Here is a 16,847-nt window from a genome sequence, read left to right as displayed (position 1 = left end):
ACTCCTTAATTAAAATTCAAATGATATCTTCGAATAATTCCTTCTATTTCATTTCTGGCCTCTGTTAAAGGGCCTAACACCTCTGGAACACGTTCCTCGGTAAAACGATAGATGGGTCCCGAAACAGTAATCGAGGCGACAACCTGTTCTTCACTATTGAATATTGGCATAGCGAGCGCCAAGACGTCGACAGAGTATTCACTATTACTTAGTGCATAGCCACATGCACGTATTTTTTCAAGCTCTGCCCGTATTTCATTGGCATCTGTCATTGTATTATTTGTATAGGCTTTTAAGGGTTCGTCAATAACCTTTGCAATTTGCTCTTCATTTAGGAATGCAAGCATAGAGCGGTAGGAGGCCCCTACGTAAAGCGGCGACCTACTTCCTCTTGAAACAGTAAATTTCACCTTATTTACAGGTTCTGCTTTTAGTAATGTTAACGCTTCCAGTCCATTCAAAACTGTAAAAATAGCAGTTTCACCAGTGACATCCTTTAATTGATCAAGAACTGGCATACATAGCTGATCTATGTTTAATGAATCATACATATTCATACCAATTTCCCATAATGCAATACCAAGTGAGTATTTTTTAGTTACGGGATCTTTCGTAATAAAGCCATTATTTTCAAAGGTTTCAAGAATGCGATATAAATTTGTATGATTCATATTCATCGCCATTGCTAACTCTCTTCCGCCCCATGTGGGCTTTTCCTTTGTAAACATTTTTAAAACTGCAATTGATAAATTTAACGTCTTTAGCATATCTCTCATCCTTCTGATCTATTTATCTGTACAAACGGCTGCAAATCTTTCGCTTAAGGGGGAATAATTGAAAGATTTAGCAGCCGTCAGCACCTGATATCACTTTATCAAAAGTAAGAGAGTAGCTAATCTCTTACTTTTGATATAGGAAATCAACAGCAGCAGTAATATATACTTTTGCACAGCGTACGATATCCTCAACACGCACTTTTTCATTATAACCATGAATACTTGGCAAATACGCTGGACCATATTGTAATACAGGAATGTCATATTGTCTGAAATGTCGAGCATCACTGCTTGCCCATTGCATCACACCATATGCCTCTTGACCTGTAACAAATGAAATATTGTCCACAATCGATTGACACACAGGATTTTCAGCTGGCGTATAATTCGCTACGCTTTTGAAGCCAAAACGTTGAATCGAATAATCGATAGCTAAACTATCTAGTTTATTCTTCAAAATTTCTGTTACTTGTTCTTGTGTAATACCAAAAGGTAAGCGACAATCAACCTGTACCTTACAATAATCTGGGATAACGTTGGACTTCGTACCTCCCTCAATTGTACCAATATTTACAGTAATTTTCTCTAAAACATCTTGATATTTCAATCGATCTTTCTCCACCTCACGCATGTATTTCTTTGATACTTCGATAAGTGGCTGTACTTCTTCAGGAATGGAAATGTCCATATCCCATAATGTACGAATCTCTTGAATAGCTCGAATGGCATCGACAATAGCATTTCGTCCAGCTAAAGGAGATAGACTTCCATGTCCTGGTTCCCCACGTACTTCTAATTCAAACCAGTAAGAGCCCTTTTGTCCGATTGTAGGATTCAACGGTGAAGACGGCTCTGCAATTAAACAGCCATCTCCTTTTACTAAACCTCGTTCTAACAACCAAGGAACACCATATTCTCCACCCGTTTCTTCATCTGGTACGATCGCCAACGTTAATTTGCCTGGTAATTCAATATCCATTTTCTTTAGTAGCTTTGTCGCAAAAATAATACCCGCTAAACCAGCTTTCATATCACTTGCACCACGACCAAGCATCCAGCCATCCTTTACCTCTCCTGAGAATGGATCGAAATCCCACTTCGATAAATCGCCCACAGGTACAACATCTGTATGACCACAATAAACAAGTTCTTTTCCTTCACCATTACCAATAGAGGCAACCAAGTTAAACATTTTATCTGCAGCTTCATATTTTTGGTACGTAATGCCCACTTCATGTAAATAATTTTCGATAAAGGCTGTTATTTCAGTCGTATCTCCTGGAGGGTTGACACTGGGAATTTGAATAAGTTTTGAACAAAATTCAATTAATTCATCTTGATGATTTTCGACTGCATCGAGTAATTGCATTTTCAGTGCTTGTAAATCATTCATGTGTGTGCACCTCATTTCCTTTCGTTTGTAAGTGACTCATACTACCATATAAATTTTTCATATGGGTAAATTGTTCTTCATCATAGAAGGAGCACTTCTTAACACCGTATGTTTTTGCTACTTCCAAGACAAATCGCACAACACTTTCAACATCTGTAACATGTGTTGCACCTGTCGCACAGCCTGCCACGACAGATTCTGTAGTAATCGCCACACCAACAACAGGGCTGGATGTTGCAACAGCTGGTTGTAAAATACTATTAATATGATATAGACCATTTCCATAAGGTGTAATATCTTGCATCGTAATCGGCAGTACAACTGGTGAAATTCCTGCTGATTGCGTATAAGCATGTAAAAGATCATCACTAATTTTCAATATGTAACCTTCTTTGACTGTTGGTGTAATAGCAAACCCTTTATGGTTACACACTTGATTGCCTTTTGTTGTATCAATCGAGAGAATCGCATCCATCGTATCTTCTACTTCATTTTCGTTCATGACACTAATATCCACCGGTGAGTTCATAAATGGCACCGGCTCATGTGGTAAGGTTGGTGCTGTTGGACAAATATGCGTCGAGAAAATAACATCTCCTTCTAACTGATCACCCTTAAGGGCCATATCAATGGCTTTAGCTGCTCCTGCCATACATGCTAGAGCGCCATCTCCATCCGATACAAAGCCTGTCATTTCAGGGCGTGCTCCAATACCCCCTAAACGACCAATAATTCCTAATGTAGGTGCATTCCCACCTGAGGATTTACCATTCTTTCCTTTCACTAGAACGCGAACAAAATCTGTCGAGCCACTTTCACCTTGAATCGTTTTTACTTTGACATCTGCTGTTGAATCAATATCGTGTAAATACTCTTTAATTGTTTCTCCATTTACATTGATACTATCCATTACCTCGTATAATTCAATAACATGCTTCAATGACATAATTAGTCCGCTCCTTTTTCTATTAACTAAATTTTATTTATATCGATGATACTTCTTGTTTTATTGACTTGAATAAATGACATGATACTTGATGTGTCGCTGTCACTGTATCAAGTGTAGGTTGGACCTCTGCACATTTTTCTGTAGCAAAGCGACAACGCTTGTGGAATGCACAGCCACTCGGAGGATTTACCGGACTCGGAACATCACCCGATAAAATAATCCGTTCCTTTGAATCGAAAGGATTTTCCTTAGGAATGGCTGATAACAGGGCTTGAGTATATGGATGTTGAGGGCTTTCATAAATTTCCTTGTATGTGCCAATTTCCACAATTTTACCTAAATACATAACTGCAATGCGATCACACATATAATTCACGACATTTAGATCATGTGAGATAAATATATAGGTTAAGCCGAAATCTCTCTGTAAATCTTTTAATAGATTGATAACCTGTGCTTGGACGGAAACATCTAACGCTGAAACAGGTTCATCACATACAACAATATCTGGATTGAGTGCAAGGGCACGAGCAATATTAATGCGTTGTCTTTGACCACCCGAAAATTCATGTGGATGACGTTTTGCATGGTATGCACTTAATCCCACTGTTTCAAGTAATTCAATGACACGCTTTTTGCGTGATGCTTCATCACCCATACCATGGATGACTAAAGGCTCTGCAATGAGATATTCAATTGTTTTACGAGGATCCAGTGATGCATAAGGATTTTGGAAAACCATTTGTATCGATTTTCGGGCAGAACGGATATCCTTTGTATTTAAACTAGCTAAATCTGTTCCCTTAAACTCCACGACTCCCTCCGTTGGTGAAATCAGCTGGTTGATTAAACGGGCAACCGTTGATTTACCACAACCCGACTCGCCAACAATCCCAAGTGTCTCTCCTTTATATAACTCAAAACTTACGCCATCTACTGCTTTCACAAATTGAGTCGATTTTTTAAAAGGAATTGAACTTTTAATTGGAAAGTGCTTTTTTAAATTACTTACCTTTAAAACAAGTTCATTGTGCTGTTGCATTAAAAATTCCCTCCTTCCTTGCGACAATTTGTTCTTTTGATTGTAAATGACAAGCCACAAAATGATTATCCTGCACTTCCACTAAGTCAGGAACAGTACTACGGCAAAGATCTGTTGCTAAAGGACACCGTGCTGAGAAATGGCAGCCGCTATGTGGCATAGTTAAATCTGGTGGACTACCAGGAATGGCTGGTAATCTTTGTTGACCTTGTGTGCCCATTGTAATTTGAGATTCTAATAATCCCCAAGTATAAGGATGTAACGGTTTTTCATAGAGTTGTCTTGTCGTTGTAGATTCCACAGTACGTCCTGCATACATGACATTTACTTTGTCACAAAGCTCCCAAACGACACCTAAATCATGCGTAATCATAATGATGGCTGTATCATGTTCTTGCTGTAATTTCTTCATCAAATCAAGAATTTGAGCCTGCACGGTTACATCTAGTGCAGTTGTTGGTTCATCGGCAATGAGTAGCTTTGGATTACAAGCAAGTGCAATAGCAATCATGACACGTTGACGCATTCCACCTGAAAATTCATGTGGATACATTTTCAAACGCTTTTCAGGTTCAGGAATGCCTACCATTTTCAACATATCTACAGCTTTGAAAGCAGCATCCTTTTTCGATATATTTTCATGTGCTTGGATGACCTCTATAATTTGATTGCCCACGGTTAGTACAGGATTCAAGCTTGTAATTGGATCTTGGAAAATCATCGACATTTCATTGCCCCGTACATTACGCATTTCTTTCTCAGAAATAGCCATTAAATCACGGCCATTGAATTGAATTTTTCCATTCGTTATCTTTCCTGGCGGAGATGGAATTAAACGCATAAGAGCAGTAGCAGTCACACTCTTTCCTGACCCTGACTCTCCCACAATGCCTAATGTTTCCTTCTTATTTAATTGTAAATTAACTCCATTGACAGCTTTCATCGTAGAGCCGCTACTTTTAAATTCTACTGTTAAATTTTCTACATCTAGTAAACGTTCAGTCATGACTCCACCCCCTTCCATTAGACTTTCATTTTCGGATCTAATGCATCGCGCAATCCATCACCTAAAAGGTTAATACCAAGAACTGTTAGTAAAATACAAATACCTGAAAATGTTGCCATTTGGGGGTTTAATACTAAAAAGTCTTTACCATCCTTTAAAATACTGCCCCAGGAAGCGGTTGGTGGTTGAACCCCTAAACCTAAAAAGCTAAGGGCTGCCTCTGAAATAATAGCGCCTGCTGTACTCATCGTTCCGTAAACAATTAATGGTGCTAAACAATTCGGTAGTATATGACTAAAAATTACCCGTCTATGTGTAGCGCCTAAAGAATGAGTGACTTCGATAAATTCTTCCTCTTTAACGCTTAATACTTGGCCACGAACAAGCCTTGCGAACCCTGGGATATTAGCAATACCAATGGCAACAATAACATTGACAAGCCCTTGTCCTAATACCGTCATTAACGTAATCGCTAGTAAAATGAATGGAAATGCGAAAAGACCATCCATTGTGCGCATGATAATAGAATCAATACGACCACCAAAATATCCTGCAACTAAGCCTAATAACGTGCCAAACACAGCGCCAAATAACACTGCTGCAATGCCAACAATCATTGAAATTCGAGTACCATAAACTAACCGACTAAACAAATCACGACCATAGTTATCTGTTCCTAGTAAATGTCCCTCGGTATTCATAGGTAAAAATGATTTACCAACAAGCATTTCATTCGGTGGATGGGTAGCAATCAGAGGTGCAAAAATAGCAATAATGCCCATCAACGTTACAATAATTAAGCCAATTGATGCTAATTTATTTTTTAGCAACTTCCGCAACAATGTATTTCTTTTTCTCGTTTCATTGACGATTGCTTGAGTCATTATTATTTTTTCCCCCCATCCGATTCTAAGTTGACCTTAGGATTTACAACTTTATAAAGCACATCGACGATTAAGTTTATAAGCACAAAGATAAACGCAATGAAAATGACAGTTCCTTGTACGACTACAAAATCACGTTTATCAATAGCGTCTACAATCAACCGCCCCATACCAGGCCAACTAAAAATAGTTTCTGTTAAAACCGCCCCACCAAGTAAATTTGAAATTTGCATACCTAGTACCGTTAAAATAGGTGTTAGCGCATTTTTAAATGCATGTTTCCCAATCACTAAATATTCTTTGATCCCTTTAGATCGAGCTGTTTTAATATAATCTTGTGAAATAACCTCTAGCATACTAGAACGTGTAATACGTGCGAAGGTCGCCATTGGAATTGTTGCTAAAGCAAATGCTGGCAAGATTAAATGCTTCACATATGTCCAAAGACCATCACTGATATTCCCCATTCCAGTCGCAGGGAACCAACCAAGATTGACACTGAAAAATAAGACAAGCATAATCCCCAACCAAAAAATTGGCATAGATACACCTACTAATGACACAAGCATGACAATATAATCAATGATTGTATTTTGCTTTCTAGCCGCTAGGATGCCTGCTGGTATTCCGATGATGACGGCTATTAACAAAGCTGCTAATGCAAGTATGACTGTGTTAGGAAATCTTTCGATAATAAGCCCGATGACAGACTCACTATAAGAATAGGAATATCCTAAATTTAACTGCGCCAAGTCTCCTACATATGAAATAAATTGTGAAGGCATTGATTTATTTAAACCTAGCTCTTCTCTTAAATTTTCTACATCTTCCACACTGGCTTGTGGCCCAAGCATAACTGCAGCTGGATCGCCTGGAATCATTCGCGTAATAATAAAGACGATAATCCCTACTACTAGCAGTGTTGGAATAAGGTTCACTAACCTTTTTAAAATAAATGAGCCCATCTTATGCAAGACCTCCTTTTCATTATTAGAATCAGTGGTTCATATTGTGAATAACCAAATACTACACTACATAATAATTGTTTGTAAATATATTTTTTCTGAATCTTTTTAATTTTGTATTTACTTTCTATTTACAAGTGTGCTAATTTTATTGTCGAACCTACCATTTTTGAATCAACGGTTCATATTGTGAAACATAAATTAAGGAGGCTAGCGTATATGAAGAAAATCAACGTAAAAAAATCTTTACTACTACTCTTTTTAACTTTAGTAATTGGTGTTTTAGCAGCTTGTGGTGGGAATACAGAGAAAAGTAATTCAGCAGATGAAAAGGATGGAGAAGTCACTGCAGGTGGCACATTAAATATTGGCCTTTCAGCCAATGCCAAAACATTTGACCCTATCAAATATACGGGGGTTTATGAATCGCAAGTTATGCGTCAAATGGGTGATACTTTAGTTGTTTATAACAAAGATTTATCTGATATCATTCCATCTTTAGCAACAGAATGGAAAGTTTCTGATGATATGTTAGTTTATACGTTCAAATTACGCGAAGGTGTGAAATTCCAAAAAGGTCAATACCAAGATGGACGTGACATGACAGCGGAAGACGTTAAATATTCATTAGAGCGCTCTGCCAAAGAATCTGCTATGAATCGTTTAAGTGGTGTGACGGAAGTTAAAGTGTTATCAGATTATGAAGTAGAAATTCACTTAGCGACACCGAATGCTGCACTCCTTGCTATGCTAACGGATGCAGGAAATATCATTATTCCAAAAGAAGAGGTCGAAGGATGGGGCGATAACTTCTCTGAACACTTCATTGGTACTGGTCCATTCCAATTAAAAGAATGGAAAAAAGATCAAGAGGTAAAACTAGTTCGTCACGAAAATTATTGGGGTGATAAGCCGAATATCGATAACTTAACAATGAAGTTTATCTCAGATCAAAACATGATGACGAATGCATTACGTTCTGGTGATATTGATATTGCCATGGATGTTAAAGGCCAAAATCGTGAAATCATCAAGCAAGATAGCAATCTTGAACTTTTAACGAATCCTGGTCTATCTATTGTTTATCTTGATCTTAACAATAAGGTAGGTCCTACTGCTGACAAACGTGTTCGTGAAGCTATTTATATGGCAACGAATGTTGAGGAAATTATTTCTGGGGTTAACCAATGGGGTGGTGGAGATGTTTCTTACTTACCATTACCACCTGGTTCATGGGGGTATGATCAATCGTTAATTGATTTAGTACCAAAATATAATCCTGAAGAAGCTAAAAAATTATTAGCAGAGGCTGGCTATCCTGATGGCTTCAAAACAGAGATTTTTGTGTCAGAAGCACGTGTGCCTTACGCTACAATTTTCCAAAGTCAATTAAAGAAAAACCTAAACATTGATGTAGAAATTAAAGTGCTTGAATGGGGTACTTACAGTGATACTGTAGCAAAAGGAAATGCCCCAATGAACATTGGGGGCTGGACTTGGTATCCAGATCCTTATTTCTTCCTTTATCAGTTATATCACACAAATCAAATTGGAGCTTTAGGTAATGGTAAAGGCTATAGTAATCCAGAAGTAGATAAATTATTAGAACGCGCGGTATCAGAAACAGTTGTTCAAGAAGAAAGAGCAAAATTATACCAAGAAGCGTTAAAACTAATATTAGCAGATGTACCACGTATCGAATTAGAAGCCACTCAAACTGTTGCAGGTGTGAGTAAAAAAGTACAGGGCTTTGAGGTCTCTGCCGATAATTCCGTACAAATTGTGCATCCAAACGGTACGAACGTATCAATCGCAAAATAATTAAACTAGAAAAGTGGAGATCTTGTCTCCGCTTTTCTCTTCATAAGGAGAGATCTGATCGAATGACTCGATATATAAATGGACTTGTTTTTAACTCTGAGACTCGTAGCTTTGATAAACAGTCGTTTCAAGTACAGGGGCAATACTTCGAACAATCTTCTCGTACAACTGAAACAGAAATAGATTTAGATGGTTATTATATTACACCTGGCTTTATCGACAGTTGTTCACAAATTGGTTTAGCTGAAATAGGGATTCGCTGGGAGGGCGATGATAGTTATGAATTTGATTCCCATCTTCAATATTCTGTAGTTGATGGCATTTATCCATTTGATGCAGCATTCCAAAAGGCAGTCTCTCATGGAGTAACAGCATCGCACATTGTTCCCTCCCCTAAAAGCTTAATTGGTGCGAAAACAGCCATCATCCATCATACACATACAACGGTCGATGAAATGGTCCTGATAAAGGATGTTGCTTATTCCTTCTCCATCGGCCATCAGGCAAAAAGTACATTTTTTGCTGAAAAGAAAAAGCCATTAACTCGTATGGGAATTGCCAAAATAGTTAGGGAAACATTGCAACAAATTCAGCAGCAAGAGCCACGGATTAAAAAAATTGTTATTCGGGCCCATAAAGCAGTAGATATTGAATTTGTTGGACGACTTCAACATGAATTTGGCACTATTTTCGATTTTCATATTATTCATGGTACTGAAGTTCCTTTACTTAAGGGGGAATCCTTTAATACGGTTATTGCGGGACCAACATTTCGCTATATTGAGCATAATGAGATGATGGCACTATCGCCAAAACTTTACCGCCATCTGTCCAATCAACATATTCCATTTGTTTTTTGTACGGATCACCCTGTTAGTAGTACATCCCACCTAACTTTAGAAGGTTGCCTAGCCGTAAGAGAAGGAATGACACGCCAGGATGTTCTGTATGCATTAACAACAGGGGCTGCTAATTTTCTAGGTATAGCCCATAAAACAGGCGCTATTTGCGATGGACTTCTAGCTGATTTTGTCATATGGGATAAGCATCCATTAAATTTAGACGCCCAAGTTGTCGCTACTTATATTAAAGGGACAAAAGTTTATGCACGGGAAGAAGGGTTGACAGAATGATTATTTATCACCATGCAAAAATTTTCACAGTCGATGAACAAAATAATATTTTTGAACAGTTATGGATTGAGGATGGGCGAATTGTTTATGTTGGTCCAGCGAAGGATACTCCTCCCGATGCTGAATTAATTGATCTACAAGGAGCATATGTTACTCCTGGATTAATTGACATTCATGCTCATGTCGGAACATGGGCAGAAGTAACCGAAGATATTAATGATGCCAATGAATATAGTGAGCCCTTTACACCACTTATGCATGCTTTAGATAGTGTAGATATTCGGCACTTTTCTTTTCAGCATGCGCTGGAAGGTGGCGTGACAACTGTGCAAACTGGGCCAGGCAGTGCTAATGTTATCGGAGGCATTTGGAGCATCCTTAAAACAGCAGGACCTACCCTCGCCTCCCGTGTTCTTATAGAGCGAAGTGGATTAAAAGGAGCATTAGGTGAAAATCCTAAAAATGTCTTTGGCAATCAATATAAAAGAAAGCCAATGACGCGAATGGCTATTGCCCAGCTTTTACGAGATGGTTTCCAACGTGCGAGTCGCTTGAATGAACAAGAACAAACGGATCAAATCAACCACAACACAGAGTTACGCCCATTTATTGAGGTGCTACAGGGTGACATGCCCCTTCGCATTCACTGCCACCGTGCAGATGACATTATGACAGCTATACGAATCGCCAAAGAATTTAATGTAGAGCTTCACTTAGAACATTGTACAGAAGGTCATCTTATTGTTGATGCAGTTAAGAAGAGTGGCTTTCATGCAACACTTGGTCCCTATATGCTAACGCCATCTAAATATGAAACACGCCATTCTACACCAGCAATTGCAGCTATTTTTAAAGAGCATAATATACCTTTTGCCATTATGACGGATCATCCGTTTGTACCGATTCAGTATTTAAAATATTGTGCAACAGAAGCCATTCGCTATGGTTTAGATGAAGAAACAGCCATTAAAAGTATTACGATAAATGCTGCTAAGCTTGTACAGCTTGATCACCGAATCGGTAGTCTGGAGGCAGGCAAGGATGCTGATTTTGTTGTTTGGTCACACCCTATTTTTGAAACAGAAGCAAAGGTTTTACAAACTTATGTAAATGGAAAAAAATATTACGAAGCGGAGTGAGCACGTTGAAACATTCAAACATTGCCGTTGTCACAATTGGTCAAGCCCCTCGCAAAGATATGGCTAAAGATATTCAGCAATTAAGAGAATCCGGTCTCCATGTTCAAGAATACGGTGTACTTGATTCACTCTCTTCCGATGAAATTGCTAGGCTATCACCAGCTATTGAAGACACAGATGTTTTAGTGACACTTCTAGCAAATGGTGAGCAAGTAAAGCTAAGTAAACAAAAGCTTATGCCCTATATTCAGCAATGCATTAGTAAGCTACACGAATTCACTTGGGTATTACTTATGTGTACTGGAGACTTTACGAATAAGCTTTCTTCTAACAATCTATTACTTCCTGATCGTATGATGACAAATTTAGTAAAAGGGTTACATACAGAATTAACACTTGGCTTAATAGGACCTGAGCCTGAACAACAACATACTGTTGCTGACAAATGGCAAAAAGCACAGTTCAATGTAATGTTTTCAGCAAGCTCCCCCTACCACTTCAATGCTCGACATCTATTAGCAAAAGCACGACTATTAGAAGATAAGGGAGCCGATTTGCTTATTCTTGATTGTATGGGCTATTCTTCAACAATGAAAAATACTATTAAAGATCAACTTTCTATACCTATCATTGTGCCGAGAGAAGCGGTTTTTACCATATTAAAAGCCATTAGTTAAGATTGAAAGAGGTCACTGTCCATTCAGTGACCTTTTCCTTTTTATTTAAACACGCTTATTGAAATAGGGAAGCTGTTCCACGAAAGCCTTTGTATCATCATCCCCATATTCATGAACGAGTGCATAAATTTTCATTAATCGCTTATCTATTTCATCATTTTCTCTATCTAAGTGATACTGTATATACGGTAGCTGGGCACGCCATGCATTTGAAATTTCTAACAGCTGCATTTGCTGAAAGATTCTTTCAAAAACATCTAATGCTTGACGATCTACGTTCAGTTCAAAGTTCCACGGCCCTGCATATGGATTTGTATAATACGTTCTATTGGCAAGTGAAAAATATACGCGCTGACGATCCATCTTACGATTCACTCCTTTTTCCATAGTATGGAGAGAAAGGAGTCGTTTTATTCGCTTGAATGTCAAACTTCCTTCACAATTAAAAAGGCCCTATAATTTATAATAGGTATGATGAACAAAGAACGGAGTGAATACTATGAGTTTAACTACGCTCTTAATAATTGCAGTTATTATTGTTATTGTTATTACAATTGCGACGATTATTAGTGTCAACCGTGCTTATGCCTTTAAACATACAATCGATGAAAGGCCGAAGCAAAATCATCAAGAAGAGCCATAAACATAGCCTTTTTAATAATATAAACTTGGAGTGAAAGCAATGGGTGTACCTTTACCAATTATCATTATGATTGCCATGATGATGCTAATGTTTGGTCTTTCTGTCATTATTATTATGAAGAAAAAAAATAATATTTTTACGCAAACAATTGATCCAAAGCCTGAACAAATGACGTCTCAGCAAAAGGATGAACAACGATGAAATACCCCTTTATTTGGCTCATTCAGTTTTATCGAAAATTCATTTCACCGATGACGCCCCCTACTTGTCGTTTCCATCCTACATGCTCTTCTTATGGACTAGAAGCTTTTCAAAAGCATGGGGCAATAAAGGGCTTTATCTTAACTATTACCCGCGTATCCAAATGCCATCCGTTCCACCCTGGTGGCTTTGATCCTGTACCTGAAAAATGGCCTTCGAAAAAGAAATAACTTTCGAGGGGCATTTTTTTCTTGTACTTTTTTAAGGAGTAGGTTATTATAAGAACTGTTCTAAAAAACAAATCGTAATCATTACTATTTAAGAAAGGGATTTTCTTATATGAAAAAACTATATTTAGTATTGCTCGTTGCCGTTCTTGCTGTATTTACTGCAGCATGCGGAGACAAATCGACGACTTCCCAAAAGACTGAGGAAAAGGATACGTTAACAGTCTATACAACTGTCTATCCTTTAAGCTATTTTGCTCAACGTATTGGAGGCGATTATGTTGACGTCTCTTCTATTTATCCAGCCGGTGCAAACGAACATACATTTGAGCCTACACAAAAAGATATGATGAACTTAGCAGATGCCGATATCTTTTTCTATATTGGCTTAGGACTAGAGGGCTTTGTGGAAAATGCTAAAAAAACATTAGCAAATGAAGATGTCACAATGGTGGCAACTGCTGATAATGTTTCAGATGAAAAGTTAGCTGTAAGCACAGGCCATGTTCATGCCGAAGAAGAACATGAAGCAGACGTACACGACGACCATGATCATGCAGCTACAGAGGAGGAGGAGCACGATCATGATGGACACGGACATGACGAGCATGAGCATGGTGACATCGATCCACATGTTTGGCTATCTCCTACAATTAGTCAAGATTTAGCACTTGCTATTAAAAATACACTAGTTGAAAAAATGCCTGCTCAGGAATCGACTTTTAATAAAAATTACGAAGCTTTAGTAAAAGAGCTACAAGATTTAGATAATAATTTTAAAGCGATGACAGACAAAGCACAAAACAAAACATTCTTTGTATCACATGCTGCATTTGGCTATATTGCAGGTCAATATGGCTTAACACAGGTGCCGATTGCCGGCTTAAATTCACAAAATGAGCCATCGCAAAAAGAATTAACAAAGATTGTAGATAAAGCAAATGAATTGCATATACACTATATTTTATTTGAACAAAACGTATCTTCTAAATTAGCAGAGGTTATTCAAAAAGAAGTTGGCGCAGAATCTCTTGTACTGCATAATTTAAGCGTGCTAACAGCTGATGATGAAAAAAATAATGAAACGTATTTCACACTGATGCAAAAAAATATTCAAACATTAGAAAAAGCTTTGAACGATCAATAAATGAGTAAGGAGGTGCCCCGAAAATAGATGGGACACCTCCTTTATTATGACGTATTTTTCTTGTGGCATACGTTTTTCCGTACGATAGATAGACGTTAGCTTACTTGTTGATTTTAGCATCGTTTTACGTTTTGCTTTTGAATGATTTACTAAACTCTCTACTACTACCTTTGGCCATTCATTAAAATCGTGCAGAACAACAGGGTTTTCCTCTGTTTGTTTTTGTGTCACAAGCATTGTAGGCTGTAATTGTGTTACTGCTTGCCTATTCTCTGCAATTATTGAAATCCCTGCATTTTGATTAAAGCTTTGTTGTAAAGGCATTGTCAAACTCTGTCTTTTCGTTTCTTTTTGTATATCTGTATATTTTTCACTAGTTGCTGCCGGGAAACGGGCGTAGTCCCAAGTATGGTCTTGTGATAATTGGCGATCCGACACTAAAAAATATTGATAGCGTACTTCACCCTTACGATCTGGCAATGGATCATCCCACGTCACATCAATATGATACCACTCATGATCAAGCTTCACTAGCACCCAAGCATGAAGCTGTTCACCCACTTTGCCTGGTACATATTGCACTTCAAACCCTAACATCTCCAGCATTCGATATAACACTAACGCATACGCCTGACAAACTCCCTTATTTTCTGTAAGCAAAGTGTAGGGCGAATATTGACTTCCTTCTGTTTCCTTAGAATATTCTGCTGTTAAAACAATAAAATCATGTGCAGCCTGTAATTTTTCTATGTCACTTAATCCATGCATAGGTGCAGTAATGGTTGATAAAGTTTGCTCAACAAAAGCTGCCTCTGTTTGTGAAATATGGTAGGTAAATGCAAATTCGATGACAATATTATTGTTATAACCATCGTATTTCCATTTAAAACTAGAAATATTAGTATAAATATAAGAGTTTTGAATCGCAGTTTTCGTAATTTCTGTTAGTTCATCTTTTATCTCGGATATGTCACCAGTATAGCGTATTGAGAATTCTGTAGAGAGCTGCATAACTTCTTTATTAATGAGAGATTGTAGAGTTTCAATTGAATGAGCAGTTGCTACATTATCTTCTTGATAGTTTGCAAATACTTGCACATGACTCATTTGTAGAACAAATAATATAATGACAACATTATATATATATTTCCTCATATGAGTCATTCTCCTTTACTAAATAGTTTATGCCTCTCTTTTTTTATTATGTTAATGAATGTTTAATTTCATGCTAAAAGTTTAAATGTTTCGCATGATTGATTAGCCGTTTCCATTTTTAAAAACAAAATAAAAAAGAAGCCTCCATACGAAGACTTCTTTTCATCTATTTTTATTGTAATAATTTCCTTCTCAGCAATTTATCCGCTCCATTTCGCGGTAGACTGTCTGTAAATATAATTTCTTTAGGCATCTTATATTTAGCAAGTTTTTGTAAGCAAAAGGCCTGTAGTTGCTCAACAGACACTGGCTCATTTAACACAAGGAACGCAATGGGAACCTGCCCCCATTGCTCATCATCTACCCCACATACACCCGCTTCTTTGACCGCAGGATGTGTAAGTAGTACATTTTCTATTTCTGCTGGATAAATATTCTCGCCCCCAGAAATAATTAAATCTGCCCTACGATCAATCACATACAAGTATCCATCTTCATCTAAACAACCGATATCTCCCGTATGTAGCCAGCCATCAATCGTGGCATTTTTATGTGCAAAACGGCCAATATAGCCAGGTGTGACATGAGGACCTCGAATACAAATTTCCCCCTCACCTTTATCATTAGGATCTGCAATTTTTATTTGATTAAAAAATAAAGGCTTGCCAGCAGAACCGATTTTTTGCATGGCGTCTTCACTCGCCAAAGTAGCCGTTTGTGAAGATGTCTCTGTCATCCCATAAGTTTGCGCAACGGCTAAATTTAGAGAATGTGCTCTCGCTAAATAATCGACAGGCACCGGCCCTCCTCCAGCTAACATTAGCTTAAAATGAGGTGAAGCTTTCATATTGCGCTGCTCTAACGTATGTAGGATTCGTTCCAACGTCACCGCGACAACCGACATATGGGTTACTTCTCCGTCTATAATGTTTTGTGATATCGCTTCTGCATCAAATTGATCATATAAATAGACCTGATTACCATATAAAAGTGAACGTACTAATATGGAAAACCCACTAATATGAAATAAAGGAACTGCACAAAGCCAAACATCTTGAGGCTGCAGTCCAATATTTAAAACAGAGGCTGTTGCGCTTGCCTGATGGTTCCCAACTGTTTGGCGAACTCCCTTTGGAAAGCCCGTTGTACCTGATGTATACATAATAGTAGTTGTTTGATCTAATGGCCATTCCTTTTCAATAGTTAACTCGCCTTCCCCCCCATTTTCAATCGATGAAAATAAGTAATGGGCTGTTTCAGGAGGCAACTTCTCTATATCTTCATCTGCGATTAACACTGTCACTGCCTCTGAATCTTCTAGTTGATAGGCCAGCTCTTCCGGCGATAGTCTACGATTAAGCATCACCATTTCACATTGTAAATGCATGCAGGCATACATCATCATGACCAGTTCAGGCTTACTTGGTCCCATAATTGCAATTCGATCACCCTGCTGAATACCGATCCCTACTAGTTGACGAGCACGTTTTATAGATAATTCATTTAATTCCTGAAAAGTCCAGCTTTGATTTTTATAAGCTAATGCCTTTCGTAACGGTGTTAAATATGCTCGCTGTAAAATCCAATTTGGATACATCTTCGTCACTCCAATCCCCTACATCTTAACGCTTAATCATCTATTTTGTCTATTTGCATGTCTGTTATTTTAGGGATGCTACTCGCTACTTT

18 protein-coding genes are annotated in these 16,847 nt (G+C 37.9%); 8 read left to right on the top strand and 10 right to left on the bottom strand.

All coding sequences use genetic code 11. The features are described 5' to 3' along the window. Positions 1 to 5: 5 nt before the first annotated feature. The 7 genes from ABC382_RS21235 to ABC382_RS21205 form a co-directional block, all read right to left on the bottom strand. Complete coding sequence (locus tag ABC382_RS21235) at positions 6 to 767, bottom strand: IclR family transcriptional regulator (RefSeq protein WP_274794165.1); 762 nt, start codon at positions 765 to 767, stop codon at positions 6 to 8. A gap of 133 nt (positions 768 to 900) precedes the next feature. After that, positions 901 to 2,169 carry a M20 family metallopeptidase gene (locus ABC382_RS21230; protein ID WP_312506634.1) on the bottom strand — a complete coding sequence of 423 codons (1,269 nt, stop codon included), beginning with the start codon at positions 2,167 to 2,169 and terminating at the stop codon, positions 901 to 903. Continuing rightward, positions 2,162 to 3,115 (bottom strand): DUF1177 domain-containing protein, encoded by a 954-nt coding sequence (locus tag ABC382_RS21225; protein WP_312506635.1) that lies wholly within the window; start codon positions 3,113 to 3,115, stop codon positions 2,162 to 2,164. Before ABC382_RS21225 ends, ABC382_RS21230 begins: the two co-directional genes overlap by 8 nt. Positions 3,116 to 3,152: 37 nt before the next feature. After that, entirely contained in the window at positions 3,153 to 4,160 is a 1,008-nt protein-coding gene (locus ABC382_RS21220) for an ABC transporter ATP-binding protein (RefSeq protein ID WP_312506636.1), read from the bottom strand. Beyond that, positions 4,144 to 5,166: an ABC transporter ATP-binding protein gene (locus tag ABC382_RS21215; protein ID WP_274794169.1), complete on the bottom strand. Its 1,023-nt coding sequence runs from the start codon at positions 5,164 to 5,166 to the stop codon at positions 4,144 to 4,146. Before ABC382_RS21215 ends, ABC382_RS21220 begins: the two co-directional genes overlap by 17 nt. A gap of 17 nt (positions 5,167 to 5,183) precedes the next feature. After that, complete coding sequence (locus ABC382_RS21210; protein ID WP_274794170.1) at positions 5,184 to 6,050, bottom strand: ABC transporter permease; 867 nt, start codon at positions 6,048 to 6,050, stop codon at positions 5,184 to 5,186. A 2-nt stretch (positions 6,051 to 6,052) separates the two neighbouring features. Further along, the gene (locus ABC382_RS21205; RefSeq protein ID WP_312506637.1) at positions 6,053 to 7,015 is read right to left on the bottom strand and encodes an ABC transporter permease; all 963 of its coding nucleotides are present in this window, start codon (positions 7,013 to 7,015) and stop codon (positions 6,053 to 6,055) included. A 219-nt stretch (positions 7,016 to 7,234) separates the two neighbouring features. Between ABC382_RS21205 and ABC382_RS21200 the strand changes: the two genes are divergently transcribed. The 4 genes from ABC382_RS21200 (at position 7,235) to ABC382_RS21185 (ending at position 11,785) form a co-directional block, all read left to right on the top strand. Beyond that, entirely contained in the window at positions 7,235 to 8,836 is a 1,602-nt protein-coding gene (locus ABC382_RS21200) for an ABC transporter substrate-binding protein (protein WP_274794172.1), read from the top strand. Between the two features lie 62 nt (positions 8,837 to 8,898). Beyond that, the gene (locus ABC382_RS21195; RefSeq protein WP_274794173.1) at positions 8,899 to 9,969 is read left to right on the top strand and encodes an amidohydrolase family protein; all 1,071 of its coding nucleotides are present in this window, start codon (positions 8,899 to 8,901) and stop codon (positions 9,967 to 9,969) included. Continuing rightward, the gene (locus ABC382_RS21190) at positions 9,966 to 11,108 is read left to right on the top strand and encodes an amidohydrolase (protein WP_274794174.1); all 1,143 of its coding nucleotides are present in this window, start codon (positions 9,966 to 9,968) and stop codon (positions 11,106 to 11,108) included. The genes ABC382_RS21195 and ABC382_RS21190 overlap by 4 nt, the downstream gene beginning before the upstream one ends. A gap of 5 nt (positions 11,109 to 11,113) precedes the next feature. After that, positions 11,114 to 11,785, top strand: coding sequence for an AroM family protein (locus ABC382_RS21185; protein ID WP_322611791.1), 672 nt, complete (start codon positions 11,114 to 11,116; stop codon positions 11,783 to 11,785). 45 nt (positions 11,786 to 11,830) lie between these two features. On the opposite strand, the gene ABC382_RS21180 is transcribed toward ABC382_RS21185, so the two are convergent. Continuing rightward, the gene (locus ABC382_RS21180; protein WP_016992524.1) at positions 11,831 to 12,148 is read right to left on the bottom strand and encodes a hypothetical protein; all 318 of its coding nucleotides are present in this window, start codon (positions 12,146 to 12,148) and stop codon (positions 11,831 to 11,833) included. A 136-nt stretch (positions 12,149 to 12,284) separates the two neighbouring features. Here ABC382_RS21180 and ytzI point away from each other — a divergent pair, with 136 nt between their 5' ends. The 4 genes from ytzI (at position 12,285) to ABC382_RS21160 (ending at position 14,003) form a co-directional block, all read left to right on the top strand. Beyond that, the gene (gene ytzI / locus ABC382_RS21175; protein WP_274794176.1) at positions 12,285 to 12,428 is read left to right on the top strand and encodes a YtzI protein; all 144 of its coding nucleotides are present in this window, start codon (positions 12,285 to 12,287) and stop codon (positions 12,426 to 12,428) included. Positions 12,429 to 12,467: 39 nt separating this feature from the next. Further along, positions 12,468 to 12,629, top strand: a complete 162-nt coding sequence (locus ABC382_RS21170; RefSeq protein WP_274794177.1) for a hypothetical protein — start codon at positions 12,468 to 12,470, stop codon at positions 12,627 to 12,629. Then, entirely contained in the window at positions 12,626 to 12,859 is a 234-nt protein-coding gene (yidD, locus tag ABC382_RS21165) for a membrane protein insertion efficiency factor YidD (protein ID WP_274794178.1), read from the top strand. The genes ABC382_RS21170 and yidD overlap by 4 nt, the downstream gene beginning before the upstream one ends. Positions 12,860 to 12,968: 109 nt before the next feature. After that, complete coding sequence (locus tag ABC382_RS21160; RefSeq protein WP_312506639.1) at positions 12,969 to 14,003, top strand: metal ABC transporter solute-binding protein, Zn/Mn family; 1,035 nt, start codon at positions 12,969 to 12,971, stop codon at positions 14,001 to 14,003. On the opposite strand, the gene ABC382_RS21155 is transcribed toward ABC382_RS21160, so the two are convergent. Beyond that, positions 13,977 to 15,158, bottom strand: coding sequence for a transglutaminase domain-containing protein (locus ABC382_RS21155; protein ID WP_274794180.1), 1,182 nt, complete (start codon positions 15,156 to 15,158; stop codon positions 13,977 to 13,979). The genes ABC382_RS21160 and ABC382_RS21155 overlap by 27 nt on opposite strands. A gap of 172 nt (positions 15,159 to 15,330) precedes the next feature. Then, positions 15,331 to 16,755: an o-succinylbenzoate--CoA ligase gene (locus ABC382_RS21150; protein ID WP_274794181.1), complete on the bottom strand. Its 1,425-nt coding sequence runs from the start codon at positions 16,753 to 16,755 to the stop codon at positions 15,331 to 15,333. Positions 16,756 to 16,847 lie beyond the last annotated feature (92 nt).

Source organism: Lysinibacillus phoenicis, from assembly GCF_047238325.1.
Classification (GTDB): Bacteria; Bacillota; Bacilli; order Bacillales_A; family Planococcaceae; genus Lysinibacillus; species Lysinibacillus irui.
The sequence above is the reverse complement of the archived record's forward strand: the minus strand, read 5'-3'. Positions and strand labels throughout refer to the sequence as shown.

Excerpts from the sequence above, each read along its gene's own strand:
- ABC382_RS21235 (WP_274794165.1), bottom strand. The coding sequence starts at position 767 with ATGCTAAAGACGTTAAATTTATCAATTGCAGTTTTAAAAATGTTTACA.
- ABC382_RS21230 (WP_312506634.1), bottom strand. The coding sequence starts at position 2,169 with ATGAATGATTTACAAGCACTGAAAATGCAATTACTCGATGCAGTCGAA.
- ABC382_RS21225 (WP_312506635.1), bottom strand. The coding sequence starts at position 3,115 with ATGTCATTGAAGCATGTTATTGAATTATACGAGGTAATGGATAGTATC.
- ABC382_RS21220 (WP_312506636.1), bottom strand. The coding sequence starts at position 4,160 with ATGCAACAGCACAATGAACTTGTTTTAAAGGTAAGTAATTTAAAAAAG.
- ABC382_RS21215 (WP_274794169.1), bottom strand. The coding sequence starts at position 5,166 with ATGACTGAACGTTTACTAGATGTAGAAAATTTAACAGTAGAATTTAAA.
- ABC382_RS21210 (WP_274794170.1), bottom strand. The coding sequence starts at position 6,050 with ATGACTCAAGCAATCGTCAATGAAACGAGAAAAAGAAATACATTGTTG.
- ABC382_RS21205 (WP_312506637.1), bottom strand. The coding sequence starts at position 7,015 with ATGGGCTCATTTATTTTAAAAAGGTTAGTGAACCTTATTCCAACACTG.
- ABC382_RS21200 (WP_274794172.1), top strand. The coding sequence starts at position 7,235 with ATGAAGAAAATCAACGTAAAAAAATCTTTACTACTACTCTTTTTAACT.
- ABC382_RS21195 (WP_274794173.1), top strand. The coding sequence starts at position 8,899 with ATGACTCGATATATAAATGGACTTGTTTTTAACTCTGAGACTCGTAGC.
- ABC382_RS21190 (WP_274794174.1), top strand. The coding sequence starts at position 9,966 with ATGATTATTTATCACCATGCAAAAATTTTCACAGTCGATGAACAAAAT.
- ABC382_RS21180 (WP_016992524.1), bottom strand. The coding sequence starts at position 12,148 with ATGGATCGTCAGCGCGTATATTTTTCACTTGCCAATAGAACGTATTAT.
- ytzI (WP_274794176.1), top strand. The coding sequence starts at position 12,285 with ATGAGTTTAACTACGCTCTTAATAATTGCAGTTATTATTGTTATTGTT.
- ABC382_RS21170 (WP_274794177.1), top strand. The coding sequence starts at position 12,468 with ATGGGTGTACCTTTACCAATTATCATTATGATTGCCATGATGATGCTA.
- yidD (WP_274794178.1), top strand. The coding sequence starts at position 12,626 with ATGAAATACCCCTTTATTTGGCTCATTCAGTTTTATCGAAAATTCATT.
- ABC382_RS21160 (WP_312506639.1), top strand. The coding sequence starts at position 12,969 with ATGAAAAAACTATATTTAGTATTGCTCGTTGCCGTTCTTGCTGTATTT.
- ABC382_RS21155 (WP_274794180.1), bottom strand. The coding sequence starts at position 15,158 with ATGAGGAAATATATATATAATGTTGTCATTATATTATTTGTTCTACAA.
- ABC382_RS21150 (WP_274794181.1), bottom strand. The coding sequence starts at position 16,755 with ATGTATCCAAATTGGATTTTACAGCGAGCATATTTAACACCGTTACGA.